Origin of the sequence: Ruoffia sp. FAM 20857, from assembly GCF_045528645.1 — a bacterium.
Lineage (GTDB): Bacteria > Bacillota > Bacilli > Lactobacillales > Aerococcaceae > Ruoffia > Ruoffia halotolerans.
Genome location: NZ_JBGQRB010000015.1, coordinates 30,734 through 46,504 on the forward strand (window position 1 = coordinate 30,734; position 15,771 = coordinate 46,504).

At 36.5% G+C, this 15,771-nt stretch carries 20 protein-coding genes and 1 pseudogene; 10 read left to right on the plus strand and 11 right to left on the minus strand.

Features of this window, described 5'->3' with window-relative positions:
* Positions 1 to 31: 31 nt before the first annotated feature.
* From arsD (ACEN4N_RS05040) to arsA, 4 genes are read right to left on the minus strand one after another with little or no spacing between them, the layout of a single operon-like run.
* Entirely contained in the window at positions 32 to 394 is a 363-nt protein-coding gene (gene arsD / locus ACEN4N_RS05040) for an arsenite efflux transporter metallochaperone ArsD (RefSeq protein WP_407093807.1), read from the minus strand.
* A gap of 47 nt (positions 395 to 441) precedes the next feature.
* Positions 442 to 771, minus strand: a complete 330-nt coding sequence (arsD, locus tag ACEN4N_RS05045) for an arsenite efflux transporter metallochaperone ArsD (protein WP_407089534.1) — start codon at positions 769 to 771, stop codon at positions 442 to 444.
* Complete coding sequence (locus ACEN4N_RS05050; RefSeq protein WP_407089535.1) at positions 749 to 1,090, minus strand: ArsR/SmtB family transcription factor; 342 nt, start codon at positions 1,088 to 1,090, stop codon at positions 749 to 751. The genes arsD (ACEN4N_RS05045) and ACEN4N_RS05050 overlap by 23 nt, the downstream gene beginning before the upstream one ends.
* Positions 1,091 to 1,108: 18 nt before the next feature.
* Positions 1,109 to 2,848, minus strand: a complete 1,740-nt coding sequence (gene arsA, locus ACEN4N_RS05055) for an arsenical pump-driving ATPase (protein ID WP_407093808.1) — start codon at positions 2,846 to 2,848, stop codon at positions 1,109 to 1,111.
* Positions 2,849 to 3,234: 386 nt separating this feature from the next.
* Between arsA and ACEN4N_RS05060 the strand changes: the two genes are divergently transcribed.
* The 3 genes from ACEN4N_RS05060 (at position 3,235) to ACEN4N_RS05070 (ending at position 4,594) form a co-directional block, all read left to right on the plus strand.
* Positions 3,235 to 3,813 (plus strand): rhodanese-like domain-containing protein, encoded by a 579-nt coding sequence (locus ACEN4N_RS05060; protein ID WP_407089538.1) that lies wholly within the window; start codon positions 3,235 to 3,237, stop codon positions 3,811 to 3,813.
* 315 nt (positions 3,814 to 4,128) lie between these two features.
* Positions 4,129 to 4,383, plus strand: a complete 255-nt coding sequence (locus ACEN4N_RS05065; protein ID WP_407089539.1) for a hypothetical protein — start codon at positions 4,129 to 4,131, stop codon at positions 4,381 to 4,383.
* A gap of 88 nt (positions 4,384 to 4,471) precedes the next feature.
* Entirely contained in the window at positions 4,472 to 4,594 is a 123-nt protein-coding gene (locus tag ACEN4N_RS05070; protein WP_407089555.1) for a hypothetical protein, read from the plus strand.
* Positions 4,595 to 4,604: 10 nt separating this feature from the next.
* Here ACEN4N_RS05070 and ACEN4N_RS05075 read toward each other — a convergent pair whose 3' ends face one another.
* Entirely contained in the window at positions 4,605 to 5,348 is a 744-nt protein-coding gene (locus ACEN4N_RS05075; protein WP_407089540.1) for a cyclase family protein, read from the minus strand.
* A 105-nt stretch (positions 5,349 to 5,453) separates the two neighbouring features.
* Here ACEN4N_RS05075 and ACEN4N_RS05080 point away from each other — a divergent pair, with 105 nt between their 5' ends.
* A complete protein-coding gene (locus tag ACEN4N_RS05080) occupies positions 5,454 to 5,765 on the plus strand; it encodes a hypothetical protein (RefSeq protein ID WP_407089541.1) in 312 nt (103 codons plus the stop codon).
* A gap of 107 nt (positions 5,766 to 5,872) precedes the next feature.
* On the opposite strand, the gene ACEN4N_RS05085 is transcribed toward ACEN4N_RS05080, so the two are convergent.
* Entirely contained in the window at positions 5,873 to 6,313 is a 441-nt protein-coding gene (locus ACEN4N_RS05085; RefSeq protein ID WP_407089542.1) for a YtoQ family protein, read from the minus strand.
* Positions 6,314 to 6,531: 218 nt separating this feature from the next.
* On the opposite strand from ACEN4N_RS05085, the gene ACEN4N_RS05090 reads away from it, so the two are divergent.
* Together ACEN4N_RS05090 and ACEN4N_RS05095 are read left to right on the plus strand one after the other, a co-directional pair.
* Positions 6,532 to 6,987, plus strand: coding sequence for an IclR family transcriptional regulator C-terminal domain-containing protein (locus tag ACEN4N_RS05090; protein WP_407089543.1), 456 nt, complete (start codon positions 6,532 to 6,534; stop codon positions 6,985 to 6,987).
* Positions 6,988 to 7,486: 499 nt separating this feature from the next.
* Positions 7,487 to 8,614 (plus strand): hypothetical protein, encoded by a 1,128-nt coding sequence (locus ACEN4N_RS05095; protein ID WP_407093809.1) that lies wholly within the window; start codon positions 7,487 to 7,489, stop codon positions 8,612 to 8,614.
* Between the two features lie 35 nt (positions 8,615 to 8,649).
* Here ACEN4N_RS05095 and ACEN4N_RS05100 read toward each other — a convergent pair whose 3' ends face one another.
* The 4 genes and pseudogenes from ACEN4N_RS05100 to ACEN4N_RS05115 form a co-directional block, all read right to left on the minus strand.
* Positions 8,650 to 10,107 carry a hypothetical protein gene (locus ACEN4N_RS05100; RefSeq protein WP_407093810.1) on the minus strand — a complete coding sequence of 486 codons (1,458 nt, stop codon included), beginning with the start codon at positions 10,105 to 10,107 and terminating at the stop codon, positions 8,650 to 8,652.
* A gap of 51 nt (positions 10,108 to 10,158) precedes the next feature.
* Positions 10,159 to 10,563 carry a nucleoside-diphosphate kinase gene (gene ndk / locus ACEN4N_RS05105; RefSeq protein ID WP_407093811.1) on the minus strand — a complete coding sequence of 135 codons (405 nt, stop codon included), beginning with the start codon at positions 10,561 to 10,563 and terminating at the stop codon, positions 10,159 to 10,161.
* Positions 10,564 to 10,641: 78 nt separating this feature from the next.
* A pseudogene (locus tag ACEN4N_RS05110) lies at positions 10,642 to 10,794 on the minus strand (rhodanese-like domain-containing protein); the annotation flags it as partial.
* A 15-nt stretch (positions 10,795 to 10,809) separates the two neighbouring features.
* Complete coding sequence (locus tag ACEN4N_RS05115; RefSeq protein WP_407089547.1) at positions 10,810 to 11,223, minus strand: rhodanese-like domain-containing protein; 414 nt, start codon at positions 11,221 to 11,223, stop codon at positions 10,810 to 10,812.
* A gap of 244 nt (positions 11,224 to 11,467) precedes the next feature.
* Here ACEN4N_RS05115 and ACEN4N_RS05120 point away from each other — a divergent pair, with 244 nt between their 5' ends.
* The 4 genes from ACEN4N_RS05120 (at position 11,468) to ACEN4N_RS05135 (ending at position 15,271) form a co-directional block, all read left to right on the plus strand.
* A complete protein-coding gene (locus tag ACEN4N_RS05120) occupies positions 11,468 to 13,279 on the plus strand; it encodes an alkaline phosphatase (RefSeq protein WP_407093812.1) in 1,812 nt (603 codons plus the stop codon).
* An 81-nt stretch (positions 13,280 to 13,360) separates the two neighbouring features.
* Positions 13,361 to 13,978, plus strand: a complete 618-nt coding sequence (locus ACEN4N_RS05125; RefSeq protein ID WP_138404200.1) for a hypothetical protein — start codon at positions 13,361 to 13,363, stop codon at positions 13,976 to 13,978.
* 38 nt (positions 13,979 to 14,016) lie between these two features.
* Positions 14,017 to 15,054 carry a hypothetical protein gene (locus tag ACEN4N_RS05130; protein ID WP_407093813.1) on the plus strand — a complete coding sequence of 346 codons (1,038 nt, stop codon included), beginning with the start codon at positions 14,017 to 14,019 and terminating at the stop codon, positions 15,052 to 15,054.
* A gap of 25 nt (positions 15,055 to 15,079) precedes the next feature.
* Positions 15,080 to 15,271, plus strand: coding sequence for a hypothetical protein (locus ACEN4N_RS05135; RefSeq protein WP_407089550.1), 192 nt, complete (start codon positions 15,080 to 15,082; stop codon positions 15,269 to 15,271).
* A gap of 256 nt (positions 15,272 to 15,527) precedes the next feature.
* Here the strand turns inward: ACEN4N_RS05135 and ACEN4N_RS05140 are convergent, their stop codons facing one another.
* Positions 15,528 to 15,683: a hypothetical protein gene (locus tag ACEN4N_RS05140; protein ID WP_407093814.1), complete on the minus strand. Its 156-nt coding sequence runs from the start codon at positions 15,681 to 15,683 to the stop codon at positions 15,528 to 15,530.
* Positions 15,684 to 15,771 lie beyond the last annotated feature (88 nt).

Sequence of the window (15,771 nt, forward strand, 5' to 3'; positions counted from 1 at the left end):
CAAAAGAAGATAAACTCTTACTTCTTTTCCCTTAACAACATCCAGTGGAACCACAATCGCTCTCACCAGATTGGTCTGTTACCATAAAATGTACACCAGTATATTCAGCAATTTCATCAAGAGTTGGATAAGCTCCAGCTTTCTTCACTTTGCCATTCAATACTGTGATTGGCAAAGCAGCAGAATTCTCTTTCTGTAAAATAGTACTAACGGTTTCATTACTTACAAATTGCACAGGATTGTCAGTCAAATTGTATTGATAAGCTTGATATCCATCAATAGTATTTAATGCATTGATGACAGATGTAATTAGCATTTGATTTTCATCCACTGATGAGCCACAACCTCCACTACTGCAGCACATAACGGGTTCAAATATCTCTAATTTGTTCATATTTTACATCTTCTTCTAAAATAAATTTCGCACCTCAAACATTTTTCTTATTGAATCGCTTCTTTAACCAGTTGAATACCTAAATATTCACTAATGTCTTCATTCGTTGGATAAGCACCGGTTTTAACAATCTCTCCATCTAATACAGTAATTGGAAGAGAGTCTTGTCCTTCATTTTGCATAGTGTCTATGACGTTTTGATTTCGTACAAACGAATTAGGATTGGAAGCAAGATTGTAACGGATCATCATCACATCGTCTTCTTCTTTCACTTGTTTCATCACACCCGTAATACGTAATAAATCCTCGTCTACAGAAGGACCACAAACTCCGGTACTACAGCATAGGGCAGGTTCATAAATGGCTAACTTTTTCATATTGATCTTCCTTTTCATTTATTGTTGTATGACAAATACATCTTTCAGAACTTGAGAAAACACTTTGAAGGATTTCTGTTATCTCGGTAGCTAATTCTCGATTCACCGAATAATGATGCCAAGTTCCTATTTTTTCTGTAACAATTAAATCCGAATCTCTTAATACTTTTATATGATGGGAGAGAGTTGGTTGAGTAAAATCAAAGTGTTCAAGCAAATCACAGGCACATAAAGTATCGCAGGATAGTAAATCGAGTATCTTTACTCGATTTGGATCAGATAAAGCTTTCATTTTTTCAGCAAATAATTCATAATTCATTTATATTCTCCTTTGAGATTAAACAATTGTAGCAAGAACATCCTCTTTTAACTCAATAGGACTCCAGTCGATGACCGCAAAATGCCCATTTGATAATCCATCGACACGTTGGATCCATTCTTCTTCCGATTTTGCGCGAGCTAACAATGTTTTATTCGTAGTCCCTGTTGATAATAAACTGTTATTAACCACCCACCAAGTATGTGCAATACCTGCACGGTCTAAATCTTCTTGTAAACGAATCGATTCATAGACAGGTGTATTTTCAGGTAATGTCACCATGACCACTTCTGTTTGGTTGTGATCTTGTAAAATAGGCAGGAGTCGGGTAATCGATTCTGGTACTTCTCCAGAAGTTCGCTCCACCTCTTGGGCGTAACTTTGAGAAGATTCTAAAAGTAAAAGTGTGTGTCCCGTAGGCGCAGTATCAATAACCACCACATCTGCTTCCGTCATCGAAACAATTTCAGCAAATTTTCTGAATACTGCAATTTCTTCTGTACAAGGTGAGTTTAGATCTTCTTCTACATAAGCTAAGTCCTCTTCCGACATTGATTCACGCGCTTTAGCTAAAACTTCATTTTGGTAAAGCTCTAACTCTTTTTTCTCATCAATATGGCTAACCCCAAGAGTATCTGATTCATGCACAATATAATTTAAGTGAGCTGCAGGATCGGTCGTTGTTAAATGAACTTTTTTACCTTTTTCTACAAGGCCTTTCGCAATGCTGGCTGCGATGGTTGTTTTCCCAACGCCACCTTTACCCATTGTAAAGACGACTCGTTTGTTTGTGTTGTGTAAATCATCGATAACAGTTTGTAAGCGTGGGTATTCCTGATCCTGCACTTCTTCATGACTGATTTCAGGTTGTTCTTCACTAAGTAATAAACCGATACTTTCGATACTTGCAAGATTGTAAGGTCTTAATGGAATTTCAAAAATAGGTAAGTTTTTAAGATTTTCAGGCATTTGGTTTAATGCATCTTGTTGAATTTCATAGTATGTTTGAGAAATCGTATCTGTCGGATTTTCTAAAAGGCCATTCACAATAAGTTTCTGGTTTTCAACCCCTAATGTTCGTAATTCTTTGGACGCACGATTGGCTTCGACTAATGGTCCTTCTTGCGGGCGAGTTACGAGTAGTAAAGTTGCCATTTCAGAATTAGCAAGTGTTTCTACTGCCAAACTATAACTTTCTCTCTCTTCATCTAAACCAGATAATTGACCCATACAGCTTGTGCCAGTTGTATTTTCATCAAAGAAGTTTGTCCAAGCAGAAGGCAGTTGTAAGAGTCTCAATGTATGGCCGGTAGGTGCTGTATCAAAAATGATATAGTCGTATTGGTCAGATATATCAGGGCTTGTTAAGAATTTTGCGAACTGATCAAAAGAAGCAATTTCTGTCGTACATGAACCACTTAATTGTTCTTCCATATTTTGTACCGCAGAGTCTGGCAGAATTCCGCGATAAGGACCCACAATAGATTCTTTATATTCTTCTGCAGCACTGACTGGATCAAAGTTAGCGACGGTTAGGCCAGGATTTTCTTCAATTTCTGTTCCGTTATCATCTAATTCTCTTTCAAAAACATCTTGTAAATTACTGGCAGGGTCTGTACTCACTAATACAACTTTGAAACCTTCATTCGCTAATTGAATAGCTGTTGCGCTAGCGGCTGTTGTTTTCCCAACGCCACCTTTACCTGTATAGAATAAATACTTTGTATCAATATGCTCTTTTGGATTAAAAATTTCCATTCTGTTTTCCACTCCTTTGTTAAACGATTTGGACGAAATGATTGATTTAGTTTCTTCAATCAACTAATGGCTTATATTGATGATTGTATATGTATCGAATATATAGGTACCTATCTATGTATTCGATACAAATCAACCTATATGATGCAAGAAAACTTGCAATAATTCTCTAAATTTCATATACTTTATTCACATAGATACCTGTCAATGTATTAAATATAGATGGGTCTCTATGCTTTGTCAAGTAATCTTATCATTTTTATTTACTTCATTTTGTTGAAGGGTCATTAGGGATACTTATTGAGAGTGACACCTATTTATCCCCCTTTCATTCAACTTTATGTAAATAATAAATGAATACAAAACTATCATGAGGAGCATTACAAATGAAGAAAATATTTTACGAGGACATTAATAACCAACAACTGGTTGATGTTCGAACTCAACATGGGTACCAAGAGGGACATATTAAAAACTCTCTCAATCTTAACCCAAGTAACTTTAAAACTTATGCAATTTATTATCTCGATGTAAATCAATCCATTATTTTTATCATTGGTTCTGAGGACGAAGCTCAACTAGCAGAACTCACTGGGGTGACTGATGAATTAGGTTTTAATCAAAAGAATGGTTATCTTTTGATAGATGAAGTACCCAAAGATGGCTTACAGACAACGGAAACTATCCCTGCTGAAGATTTCCTGAATAAATCAGATGATTTTATATTACTTGACGTCAGACATCCAGACGAAATTACACGGCCAGCACCTGAAAAAAATTTGGTCAATATTCCATTTGAGGATTTAGTCAATGATTATCAATCACTGGATACGAGCAAACAAATTTTTACGCTTTGTGGATCTGGTAACCGAAGTACTGCAGCGGCTTCTTTCCTTGAATCAAAAGGATTAAATCCTAAAGTTATTGAAGGCGGAATGAAAGCCATTCAAGAAATTGGTAAATAATAAATTATAAAAAGTTTTCAAAAAAATGGCTTTGCAGATCCTTACAGGTATTGCAAAGCCATTTTCTTAGTTTATTGTCGATAAAGATTGCTGTAACAAGCATTTAGAAGGCATTTTAAATCAAGAGCAAGGTAATTGTGAGGTGACCCCCGAAAGTTAGAGTTAAAAATCTAACTTTACGGGGGTCGTTTTTGTGTCACAAAAGTATTCATATGAATTCAAATTAAAGGTTGTCGAAGAGTAACTAAATTTAGAAACAAATAAGTTAGGAACATCCACTGTAAAAAAAAGAGGCTGATAGTGCGATTTACGGACTTGAGTAAACCGGGCTATCTTATCTTAGGTTCTGATTTAGTGGGAACAGTTGAAATGCTTGGCTCGTTGGTTTCGGATCTTATCGTTGGCGACGTAGTTTGGGCAGACACATCAAACCCATTGAGCTACGTGACTTCTGCTGAATATATTGTTGTTCCAGCAAGTAGTTTAAGAAAATTAAGCGCGGATCTAACACTGGAAAAGGCTGCTTACCAAGTGCCGCCGTTGTTGCATATCAAAATATTGAGTTGTTGAAGCACGTCGAACCAGGAAAGTCAGCTCTAGTTATCGGTGCGGGTGCTCACACATAGGTTAAAATTATCTAAACTTTTGCAACCGAAAAATTCAAGCAGTTATTGATCGTGTGATACCATTTGAGGAAGTCGTTGATGGCTTGAAAGCTTTAGAAAGCGGGCAAGTCTTAGGAAAGATTATTGTGCAAATGAAATTAAAAAAAGAGGCATAAGCCTCATTTTTTAATTATTCGGAATTACCGCAAAAACTTCAGCTGGGAAACCAGGTGAGTCTTTAATATGTGGAACAGCAACAAAGATAATGCTACCGACGGCAGGGACTTGGTCAAGATTAGCTAGTAATTCTACTTGGAATTTATCTTCGGCCAACCAATAGTATTGTGCGTCTAAGAAGCCTTGTTCAGCTGCGTCGACACCACTATCCGTGTTTAGTGTCTCATGACCGATGGCAGTGACTTTACGTGTGCGACTTAAGAATTCTAAAGCCGGAATTGACCATCCTGGTGTATGCTCTACACCTTCTTTGTCTTTATTGACGAAAGCATCAAGGTCATCAAAGCGTTTATACCAACTACTTGAGAAAGCTACAAAGCTGCCTTCAGGAATTTGACCGTATGTTTCTTCAAAGTCTTTAATGTCTTCGACAGTCACTGCGTACCCTGGATCGTCTTTAACTTTGTCTTCTAGATGAATGACATAAAGAGGTAAGACACGTTCATTTTGTGGGATGTCTTGTAGTGTTCTTTTTCCTTCAGCAAAATGACTTGGCGCGTCAATATGAGTTCCATGAGAAGAACCGATAGTATACTCAAGTGAGTGCACGCGGTCTTGTTCCATTTTTGAAATTTGTTTCTCTTGAAGTGGATTAAATGTATGATAAATTGGAATTTGATCATTCACTTCATGAGTTAGGTTCACCCATTTGTAACCTTTTAAATCTTGTAGTAATTGATATAATGCATGCATTTGTTTCACTCCTGTAAATGTTATTTACCTAATTTCACTTATTAACTAAGATAAATACAACGCAAACCACTATTGTAGAGAGTTTTAAGAAGGGAGGGACTTTATATGTCCTATGTAAAAGTTGAAATATTTATACCAGCAGAAAATACAGATGATTTAATCGCTGCCTTGAATGAGGCAGAACTTTTGAAAGACGGTAATTACGATTATTGTTATTCAACCATGCCTGTAAAAGGCCACTTTAGACCACTAGATGGGGCGAATCCATTTATAGGTGAGGTTGGCGAGATTGAAGAAGTGGATGAGTTGAAAGTTGAGTTCAGGATAAAAGCAGCAGATAGAAAACTTGCCGAGGCGATTATCTTTGAGAAACATCCATATGAAACGCCGGTAGTTAACTTTATTGGGTTGGTTTAAAGGATATTAAGAATATATACGCGTTTCCTGTCCCTGAAAAATCACTAGGACACGAAAAAGCTCAACAACTTGGAACAATCTCCAAAATTGTTGAGTTTTTTATTTCATTATTTAAATACGTAATCCAATACTTCCACAGCTTGGTCCAATGTCTCGACAGTCACATTCGCTTTATTTGATAACTCTTTAAGAGCATGAATTAATTTAGTTGGACGTACGATAATCAGTGGCTTGTTGTGGTTGATGGCAGTTGTTGCGTCCATTGCTGTATTCCATTGACGATATTGGTCGCCGAACAGTGCAATAACAAGATCCGCTTTATTCATCAGTATTTGAGTGCGGAAATTATTAATATCAGAAGCAGCATCATCATGGTAGTAATTATTAGGTTGTTCACCTAAGATTTTTTCACCAATAGCATCTGAAGTATCATGGTCTGTTTGGGGAGCTACGAAGTCGATATCTAAGCCTTTTGCAGCTACTTTCTCTTTTAATTCTTCGCGCCAATTATCATGAATTTGACCCGCTAAATAAACAGTTAATTTCATATATAAAACCTCCATCTAACTCTATCATATCGAAATAAAGAAAGGGTTACTAATAATATACTCAGTTAAGCGTTTAAAATAAGTAAACGATTGCATTTGCTATGGACTAGTGATTAAAGTACAAAAATGCAATTATTTTTATAGCAATGACTGACAACAAAAGACACAGACTGCTATGATAAAGAGATTAAGTTTCTAAAAGAGAAAGAGGGATTGGGTTGTCTAAAGTTGGTAAAAAACTATATGGTACGGTTTTAATAAAAGCTGATCTAGTTGGGGTACTGTCACAATCTGGAGAACCCTTAACAATGAATGATATCTCAAATCATGCGGATATAACGTTATTAACGTCTTCCAAAATATTAAACACACGTATATTACTTGGTGATATGCGGTGTGATGAAAGGGGGGAAGCGACTTTGGCTACGTTCGATAAGGCGGTCCAAAATGAATCTTTTGCTTTTGATGAATTAACGCCACGAACACCTTATACATTACCTAATCAAGCAGATTTGAAGGGGCAAGTGGAAGATTCTGAGAAAAATGGTTATGCTATTGATGACCGCAAATCAGACGAAGATGTCTTTTGTGTAGGTGCAGCAATAGTGAATCTAATTGACCGCACTCATTATGCGTTCAGTATTAGTATTTCTTATTATCATCTGACAGATTAGTTGAAGGAAGATATGATTGATGCTGTGACGAAGACTGACACAATTATTGAGTTCCAAATAGAAACTTATGCTGATTAAATAAAGATAAAAACTGTACAAAAGTTGTACAGTTTTTTTGAGTCGTAATTTCCTATTCGGAAAGCACATGCATATGAATGGTAATTTGGACCTATATTTTATAAAATATATTCTGAAGTAATCTGTTTATTGAAGTGCAATTTATTTAAAAACAATGTTACTTTCATATTAAACATAGCTAAGATGTAATAAAGAAAAAGTGATAGGGGATGAGATATGGTGAGTCGCAGAGAAAATATTAGTTCGATTTTATTTGGTTGCTTTTTAGTTATTTTTGGACTTGCGCTTGTCTTTTTTTAGAGCTTCATTTGTTCTCCTATTGGCTGAAATTATTCAATTCATTTTAATTGTCATAGGTCTTTGGAAATTATTCTGTACCTTAATACTCAAACGAGGAGAAGATAAGTTTCTACCTAGGCTAATGGCATTAGGAAAGGCATTGTTGTATGTAATCTTCGGTTTAATTTTGGCTAATCGAGTTGATTTTACAACCGGTTGGCTAATCTTCTTTATTGGTTTGTATCAGTTTACGGTCGGTATTATTGGTTTCACTTCCTATATTTTATTAGCGCGAGATAAAGTGAGAAATATAAAGAGTCAATTATTTATTTCATTGATCCATGTTCTATTTGGCGTCACGAGTATGTTTGGTTCGGAGCGTATTACGAACACGTTATTTCGACTTGGTGTCTACTTAGTGTTTATCGGTTTTACTTATGTTAATGACGGAAGGCAATTAATTACACGTAATGAAAAAGCCAGGAAATTAAGAAATCGCATACGGATACCTTTACCAGTCTTTATTGATGCGATTATTCCGAATAACGTGTTGATTAAATTTAATGAAATGCTGGTAGGTAATGAAGATACGGTTTCGGAAAGATTTTCTAATAAACTGCCTGCTAAAGATTACGATGAAGATTCAATTGTTCATATTTTAATCCATGTAGGAAAGACCGGCTTTGATAAGATAGGACACGTGGACGTCAGTTATAAAGGAAAAGTGTACTCATACGGAAATCATGATATTGAAGCTCATTTCGCTGCAGGGGCAATAGGGGATGGTGTTCTCGTCGTTGCGGATGAAAAACCTTACTTAGATTTTCTAAAAACGAGAGGAACGAGTGTGTTTCGCTTTGGAATCGGTCTGACAGAAAAAGAGCTAGAAGAGTTAAAATACGAACTCGATCATATTCTAAAAGATGTGACGCCTTGGGAAGCAACGACTGAAAAACAAAAGAAAAGTTATATCGGCAAAGTACTGGAAGCGACGAAAGGGCAAGCCTTTAAATTTAAGCGCGGACGTTATAAAACTTATTTTGTTTTAGGAACCAATTGCGTGTTGCTGGCAGATGAATTACTTGGAAACAATGGAATTAATCTGATAAATGTCGCAGGAATTTTAGCTCCAGGAACTTATTATGACTACTTTAATAAACTATTCCATACATATGGCTCGAATGTCATATCGAAAATGTTAGTCCATCCACAATTTCAAGAACCATTGGTTGAGGTCAAACCGGTTACAAAAAAAGAAAAACGCGCTTAGAAAAGTGAGGGGTACTCCATTTCTAAGCGCATTTTTTATCTTCTAGAGTCGTCATACTCAACAAAATTCAAATAATTGGCTTTAGCGGGTTGGTCTTTATACTCACTAAAGGGCACAGATTGGTGATAGAAGAGCCTACCGTTATCGTAAAAGACGAAGCTCACTTCTTGAGCTCCTGTTGATGGATGAATTGTCGGAATGGCAAGTTGATATCGGTCACTTGGTGTGCCCCAAAATTGAGATACCGCGATAATATTCGGGTTCAATTCAACAAATTGGTTCACTGAATGATATTGATAAAAATCATAGTCAATTGGTTTAAACATCTCAGGCGAAACTTCATAGAAAATCAAAGTTGCTCCCATCGCATAAATATCATAGATAGGGTAAGAAACTTGCATGAATGGTTCTGTTCCATTCGATCTGTAATAAGGATACGAAATAATATAATTATTACGATGATCCAGTTTAAGCTGCTCAGAAACCGTATAATCAGAGCGATCAATCATTGCTTGTAGATCAGAGGTCTTTGTTCCATCACTACCATTACCAAAGACAGCATTCTCAACAACATATCTAAAATCACCATAAGCTTCTAAAGCCTCGGGAGAGGTAATCCAATTGAATGCTTCAAACGCTTGATGAATCTCAATGACATTTTGATAACTTGATGGTTGACTTGTTGATTCAGCTGACAACTTTTTAAAACGCGTCAAGTTTACATTAAAAGTGATATCATCCATTGAATTACTTTGTGTTTCATGAAAGCTCACTAAATCATGGGAATCTTGGACGTCGTTATAATAAAAATATAGACTGGTGCCTAATTTTAACATATTTGACTGCTCACCAATGTAGCTTTGATATTGGTACGATGCGTATCCAAGACCTTCAGTACCTTGGTGATCAACACTTCCATCACGATTAAAAGTTAGTTGATGGGAAGTATCAGGTTTAAAGGAATCAGAAACTGTAACTTTATTTGAAAGAAAGAACACTAAACTTTCCTCTGACTTTTCCAGATAATTATCGTAAGGCATAGTTACGTTTTGTAAACTAATGCTTTGAACTGCACCAGTAGATTGATAATTCCCAATAAAATCCTGATAAGGTAAGGATTCAGTGCTGGCATTCGAAGTACTATCTCCAGCAGGACTAGCAAAGTGGGCTAAGTATTCACGGGCATATTCTGTTAATGACATCTCTGTTGCATGGTCAATCCACCCTGGATAATCATCTTCCAAACTATAAATGATATCTCGAATTTGAGCATCACTTAAAGTCGTTCCACTGATAGCAGAGTTGAATAATGCCTCATCAAAATCATCCATATATTGTCCGCCATCTACCCAACCATTGCCAGATGATAGGGAAGAGCTTAAATAATCAACCAACTCTTGTCGTCCCATCAGGCCTTGTGCCGAGCTAGATTGAAAGCTAAATAATGAGAATGAAGACACAAGTAATAAGCTAACTTTTAAAAATTTATTCATAAAATGCTCCTATTATTTGATTAGTAAATAGTCAGGTTGAACTCACAGAAACTAGCCAAAGAATCGCTTGATTTCAATTTCAGCAGCTTCAGGTGAGTCTGATCCATGAATCGTATTATAAGTTAAATCAGTCGCAAAGTCTCCGCGTATTGTTCCCGGCATAGCTTCAAAGACATTAGTTGGCCCCATCAATGACCGCATACCTTGAATAGCTTCTTCACCTTCAACAATCATTGCAAATACTGATCCAGATAACATATAAGCTTCCAGTTTAGGATAGAAATTCTGTTCTAATAAATGAGCATAATGATTCGCAATTGTCTTTGAATCAAGATTCATCAGCTTTGCTTGAACGATCTGGTAGCCTTTTCTTTCAATTCGACTAATAATTTCACCCATTAATTGGCGTTGGATAGCGTCAGGCTTCAGCATGATGTAGGTCCGTTCTACCGTCATGTTCTCACACTCCTAAAATATTGGTACTCTCATTATACTTGAATCTTTAAATAATTGTTTTATAACTCACCAGAATCATTATATTTGTCTCTCATCTTGGATAGCTTTCATACCACCATCGATAATGATAGGTTGAAATCCTAGTGTCTCAAGGTATGAAGCAGCTGCTGTTCCTCGGTTTCCAGAACCGCATAAAGTATAGATGCGTTTACTGTGATTAAGGGATTGATGAGACGTAGGTAAATCTTAAAATGGAATGGATTTTAGATTATTTTTAGGTGCGATACGTGTAATTTCGGACGGATATCTAACATCAAGAAGAGTATAATCGCCTTCAAGGTTTAAGAAAGCATTAGCAGAGATTGTATCACTTTGTCTAAGTTCCGAATTAGGGATTTCCTCAAACAAAATATAACCAGACAACTCTGTAAAGCCTAATTCTTTTGCTAATAATTGAAGGTTGTCTAAGTGTTGTGAACTGTTATCATCAGTGACAAAGACCATAGACTCATTAGTCGGATAATAGTTGATTGCGTACTTTTTAAAGTTAACTAAATTAAGATTCAGTGCCCCAACAATGTGGCCAGCTTGAAATGAATGTTGCGAACGTGTATCAACGATGTGTTGCCCATTAAGTGAGCTGTAAACTAATTTTTGCATATAATCAGCCTCCGATTATTCTAATTATAGTTAGTATATGGTATTAAAGTTAGCGAGGCCAAGGATTATTGAAATTTAAAAACAATGCATGAATACTTAATATTTCGAGGGTTAAAACTTTACATAAAATTTACTTAAACTTTACATTAAAACTGCCAAATTTACATCAAATTTACATTACATTGCTATAATAATTCTTGTAATACAATACAAATAATTTATGGAATAGGGGAATTTTGAAAAAATGAAGAAATCTCTTTTAGTATCATTATGTGCTTCTGTATTATTATCAGTCGTATCACCTACATTTGTTTCTGCAAGACAAGAAGAGGGTCAATTTGCTGATCTACCAGTTGTTACTTTAGAAGAAGGTCGCGCTTTAACTGAAGATTTATCACTAGTAAACGAAAACCAAGCCAAATACGTATTCTTATTCATCGGTGACGGAATGGGGAACATCCCTGTATCTGCGGCAGAATATTACTTAGGCCCAGATAATGGTAATGAAGGAAATGGTGTAGCGCAAGCACAACCTTTAAACTTCTCACAATTTCCAGTAATTGGTTTACAAAACCCAACGGATGCAGACCACTATGTGCCAGACTCAGCAGCAACAGCAACTTCATTCGGTAACGGTGTAAAGATTGATTCAAACGTGATTGGTTTAACTCCTGGCTTCACTGAACAAACAGAATCAGTAGCTGAAAAAGCAAAAGCTGAAGGTAAATCAATTGGTATTCTTTCAACAGTTACATTAAACCACGCAACACCAGCAGCATTCTACTCAAACGTTGAGCACCGTAATAACTATTATGAAATCGGTGAACAAATGGCTTTATCTGACTTCGATTATTTCGCTGGAGGATCTCTAGGAGGTCGTACGGGTGAAGAAGGTCAACCTGACTTATACGAGGTCATAAAAGAAAATGGCTATACTGTTGCAGATACACAAGAAGAATTTGATGCAATTACTGCAGATTCAGGTAAAGTATATGCTCCAGCAGCTGTATTATCTGAAGCAGATGGTTCTTCAATGAAATACGCAATGGACCGTGACCAAGGTGAGCAAACATTAGCAGACATGGTTTCTAAAGGGGTTGAAGTATTAGGTTCAAACGAAGAAGGATTCTTCATGATGACTGAATCTGGTAAGATTGACTGGGCAGAGCATGCGAATGATGCAGCTGCTACAGTTCACGAAGTTATTGACTTCCAAAATGCTATCCAAGAAGCAATTAACTTCTACTATGAGCATCCAGAAGAAACGTTAATCGTTGTTACAGCTGACCACCCAACTGGTGGATTTACAATAGGTAACTCAGAGACAGGATACAACAGTTACTTCCACTTAATCGATAACCAAGCTGTATCTCAAGAAGAGTTCGATGTTATCTTTACTGAAGCATTAGAAGAAAATCCAGAAATGACTTTCGAAGATTTTGTTCCAGTACTAGAAGAAAACTTTGGTTTCATCATTGATTTAGAAGCAACTGAAGAAGTATTAACACAAGCAGAAGCAAGTGAAGCAGAAGCAGAAGAAACTGATTTAATGGCAGTATCTGCATTAGATTTAGAAGAATTACGCTATGCATTTGAGCAATCTAAATTAGAGTATGAAGACCGTAACGCTGGTCAAGCTGACGTTATCAAAGGCTACCACTCTTACTTACCAATCTCTATTGCATCAACTCGTTTAGTAGCTCGTAAAGCTGGTTTTGGATTTACAACGGTTGCCCACTCTCCAGAGCGTGTTCCAGTTTATGCAATCGGATCAGGAGCTGCAATGTTCGAAGGAAACTTTGAAAATAACGACATTGCTTACAAATTATTAGCAGCAATGGGTATGTACGAAGGTGGCGACACAGCAGTTGCACCAATCGAAGTAACTGGTAAAGCATCTGCTGATGAATCAACTGAAGAAGAGTCAACAGAAGAAACAACTGAACAGTCTGCAGAAGAAACTTCAGAAGAATCAACTGAAGAAGAGACAGCAGAAGAAACAACTGAAGAAGAAACAACTGAAGAAGAAACAACTGAAGAAGAATCAGCTGAATAATCTCTGAGGAATTCGATTAAACAAATTCTTAACGCAGCGTTATTTATTTAACGTTGCGCTTTTGAATTTTAGGAGACATTTATGAAAAGAAATTTATTATTATTTATTGGACTGTTTTTCACTTTAATTGGCCCTAAGAGTAGTGTACTGGCTCAAGTTGAGGAACTAACTTTGTCTGATGTACCTTTTGTAGGATATTATATAGCACCAGAAGATCATGCGATAGAGGGCTTATTATTCGAAGAAAATCAACTTTTAATTTATATTAAAGACCAACACGATTTAACCGACCAAGCAACTGGGCTAGAAAAGAGTCAATGGTTAGCTGACTTTCATTCTTTTCCATATCCAGAATTATCAAATTATTCTGAAAGTGTCCGTGAACGTTACTTAAGTGAAGATAATTTACCATATGATTTACAAGCAGATTATAGAGAAATTGTCTCTATGATTACACCTGAAATGTCACAATTGGACATTTTAAATTTAATCAATAACCGTATTCCGGGCATTTACTATACGGAAAAAGATGGGTATGCTTATTATACAATCGCAAGTCCGACTGTGTTTGAAGAAGAGGATGCGTGGAACATTCAACTATTCGGTGAAGAATTATTCGTACTTGAAGAAGTTGATGGAAAGTTGCAAGATCAAGATGGAATCACTTATAAGTATCTTGCTGGAATTACGCCAAATTAATTAATAATTGAAAGGATAAGAAGCCATTGAAAAAATGTTTGACGCTACTTTTAACTACTACTTTATTGCTATCACTGAATCCAGTGATGATTTTGGCAGAAGAAGATCATGACCATGATGCGACTGGAACTTTAGCAGCAGACCATCATCATGAACATGGAACGAATTGTGCCAATTTCATACCAACTAATATACTAAATCCAGACGATAGCGTCTATAAAGCACCAGAAGCTACTGATGATTACGTTGGTCTTTATACTGCCCAAGCTAGAGTTGAAGATTTGGATACTGATTTAGAATTGATTTTATCAATTAGTGAAGATGGTTTATTTAACTTATCCTATTATTTTGTGAATACCCCAGAACAGCGAGGTATTAGATTTTTTGCAAACGAAGAGGGCGAAGTTGAAAGCACTGAAGCAATGTATCAAGATTTAATCATTCTTACTGGTGCTTTACGCGAGGGCGAAGGAGGTCTGGGTTCAGGCTTAATTGGTAAAACTATCTCACCGGTCGTTCTTTTAGATGAGAACGGAGAAGCAGACCGTTTATATCCCTACATGAATTTAGCTTTTGATTTGAGAGAGAATCCCCAGAACGCACGTGTATACCAAAATGTTGGCCTATACTTAGCTGATGATGTGGTTGCTGTAGATGTGAATCATTTAATCGGACTAGATAGTGAAGAGCAGATTATGACGCAGTTTTCATCGGTTGAAGAAGGGCATGAAGATGAATTCTTAGTAGAAAGCCACACATATGAATTACTTCAAGAGAGTTTTGATAATGATTTAATAGAGCATAATGATTTCAAGATGGCTTACCAATCTGAGAATGAATTTATGCAACTTGTCCTAGCCATGCATCTAAGAACTAACACAAGTTTTCCACAGGATACCGAAGTTGAATTGATTGACCCTGAAAGTGTTCAACTTAACGATGACTCGGAAGCTCAATACGCGATGTTAATTAATGACTCTGTCTTATATGTCTTCGACGGCGAAAGTTTGTTTATGACTGAAGAGGTAGAAGAAGTTGATGGTAAGTATACTGTTGAAAATTGGGTAACAAATTAATTACTCGCCTGGAGGTGAAATATAAATGGCTTTTGAAAAAGATTCTGAAAAAGAAGTGAAACGCAAAGTTTATAACGACCCGCATCACCCAGACCATCCACGTAACCGTGATAAAGATAGCTCAGATAAGCAAGAGGAAGAAAAGCTTGAAGAGTCTCGTGAACAAACCTATGGTGGCGACCCACATCATCCGGATCATCCGAGAAATCGTAAGTAAGCAAAATGCAATAGAAGAACCTAATCAGAAATGTGATTAGGTTCTTTTTTGTTGGCTAAAGACAGACTCCAATTCAATTCGTCTCAAGTAACCTCAACTCAAGCCAAACCACCATCCCATTTGTCACAAGTTACCCCAACTCAAGCCAAACCACCATCCCATTTGTCTCAAGTTGCTTCAACTCAAGCCAAACCACCATCCCATTTGTCTCAAGTTGCTTCAACTCAAGCCAAACCACCATCCCATTCGTCTCAAGTTACTTCAACTCAAGCCAAACCACCATCCCATTTGTCTCAAGTTGCTTCAACTCAAGCCAAACCACCATCCCATTTGTCTCAAGTTGCTTCAACTCAAGCCAAACCACCATCCCATTCGATAAAGCCCATATAATTGTGTAAAAGTAAAAAACCATAATAATCTCTTTGGTACAATGTAGTTGACAGACAAACATTGAAAGGAAGATTATTATGGCTCAATTAAATATTACCTTAAATTTAGAA

Bases quoted from the DNA above. Each gene is read 5' to 3' on its own strand.
- arsD (WP_407093807.1), bottom strand. From the start codon at position 394: ATGAACAAATTAGAGATATTTGAACCCGTTATGTGCTGCAGTAGTGGA.
- arsD (WP_407089534.1), bottom strand. From the start codon at position 771: ATGAAAAAGTTAGCCATTTATGAACCTGCCCTATGCTGTAGTACCGGA.
- ACEN4N_RS05050 (WP_407089535.1), bottom strand. From the start codon at position 1,090: ATGAATTATGAATTATTTGCTGAAAAAATGAAAGCTTTATCTGATCCA.
- arsA (WP_407093808.1), bottom strand. From the start codon at position 2,848: ATGGAAATTTTTAATCCAAAAGAGCATATTGATACAAAGTATTTATTC.
- ACEN4N_RS05060 (WP_407089538.1), top strand. From the start codon at position 3,235: ATGAAGAAAATATTTTACGAGGACATTAATAACCAACAACTGGTTGAT.
- ACEN4N_RS05075 (WP_407089540.1), bottom strand. From the start codon at position 5,348: ATGCATGCATTATATCAATTACTACAAGATTTAAAAGGTTACAAATGG.
- ACEN4N_RS05080 (WP_407089541.1), top strand. From the start codon at position 5,454: ATGTCCTATGTAAAAGTTGAAATATTTATACCAGCAGAAAATACAGAT.
- ACEN4N_RS05085 (WP_407089542.1), bottom strand. From the start codon at position 6,313: ATGAAATTAACTGTTTATTTAGCGGGTCAAATTCATGATAATTGGCGC.
- ACEN4N_RS05095 (WP_407093809.1), top strand. From the start codon at position 7,487: ATGGCATTAGGAAAGGCATTGTTGTATGTAATCTTCGGTTTAATTTTG.
- ACEN4N_RS05100 (WP_407093810.1), bottom strand. From the start codon at position 10,107: ATGAATAAATTTTTAAAAGTTAGCTTATTACTTGTGTCTTCATTCTCA.
- ndk (WP_407093811.1), bottom strand. From the start codon at position 10,563: ATGACGGTAGAACGGACCTACATCATGCTGAAGCCTGACGCTATCCAA.
- ACEN4N_RS05115 (WP_407089547.1), bottom strand. From the start codon at position 11,223: ATGCAAAAATTAGTTTACAGCTCACTTAATGGGCAACACATCGTTGAT.
- ACEN4N_RS05120 (WP_407093812.1), top strand. From the start codon at position 11,468: ATGAAGAAATCTCTTTTAGTATCATTATGTGCTTCTGTATTATTATCA.
- ACEN4N_RS05125 (WP_138404200.1), top strand. From the start codon at position 13,361: ATGAAAAGAAATTTATTATTATTTATTGGACTGTTTTTCACTTTAATT.
- ACEN4N_RS05135 (WP_407089550.1), top strand. From the start codon at position 15,080: ATGGCTTTTGAAAAAGATTCTGAAAAAGAAGTGAAACGCAAAGTTTAT.
- ACEN4N_RS05140 (WP_407093814.1), bottom strand. From the start codon at position 15,683: ATGGTTTTTTACTTTTACACAATTATATGGGCTTTATCGAATGGGATG.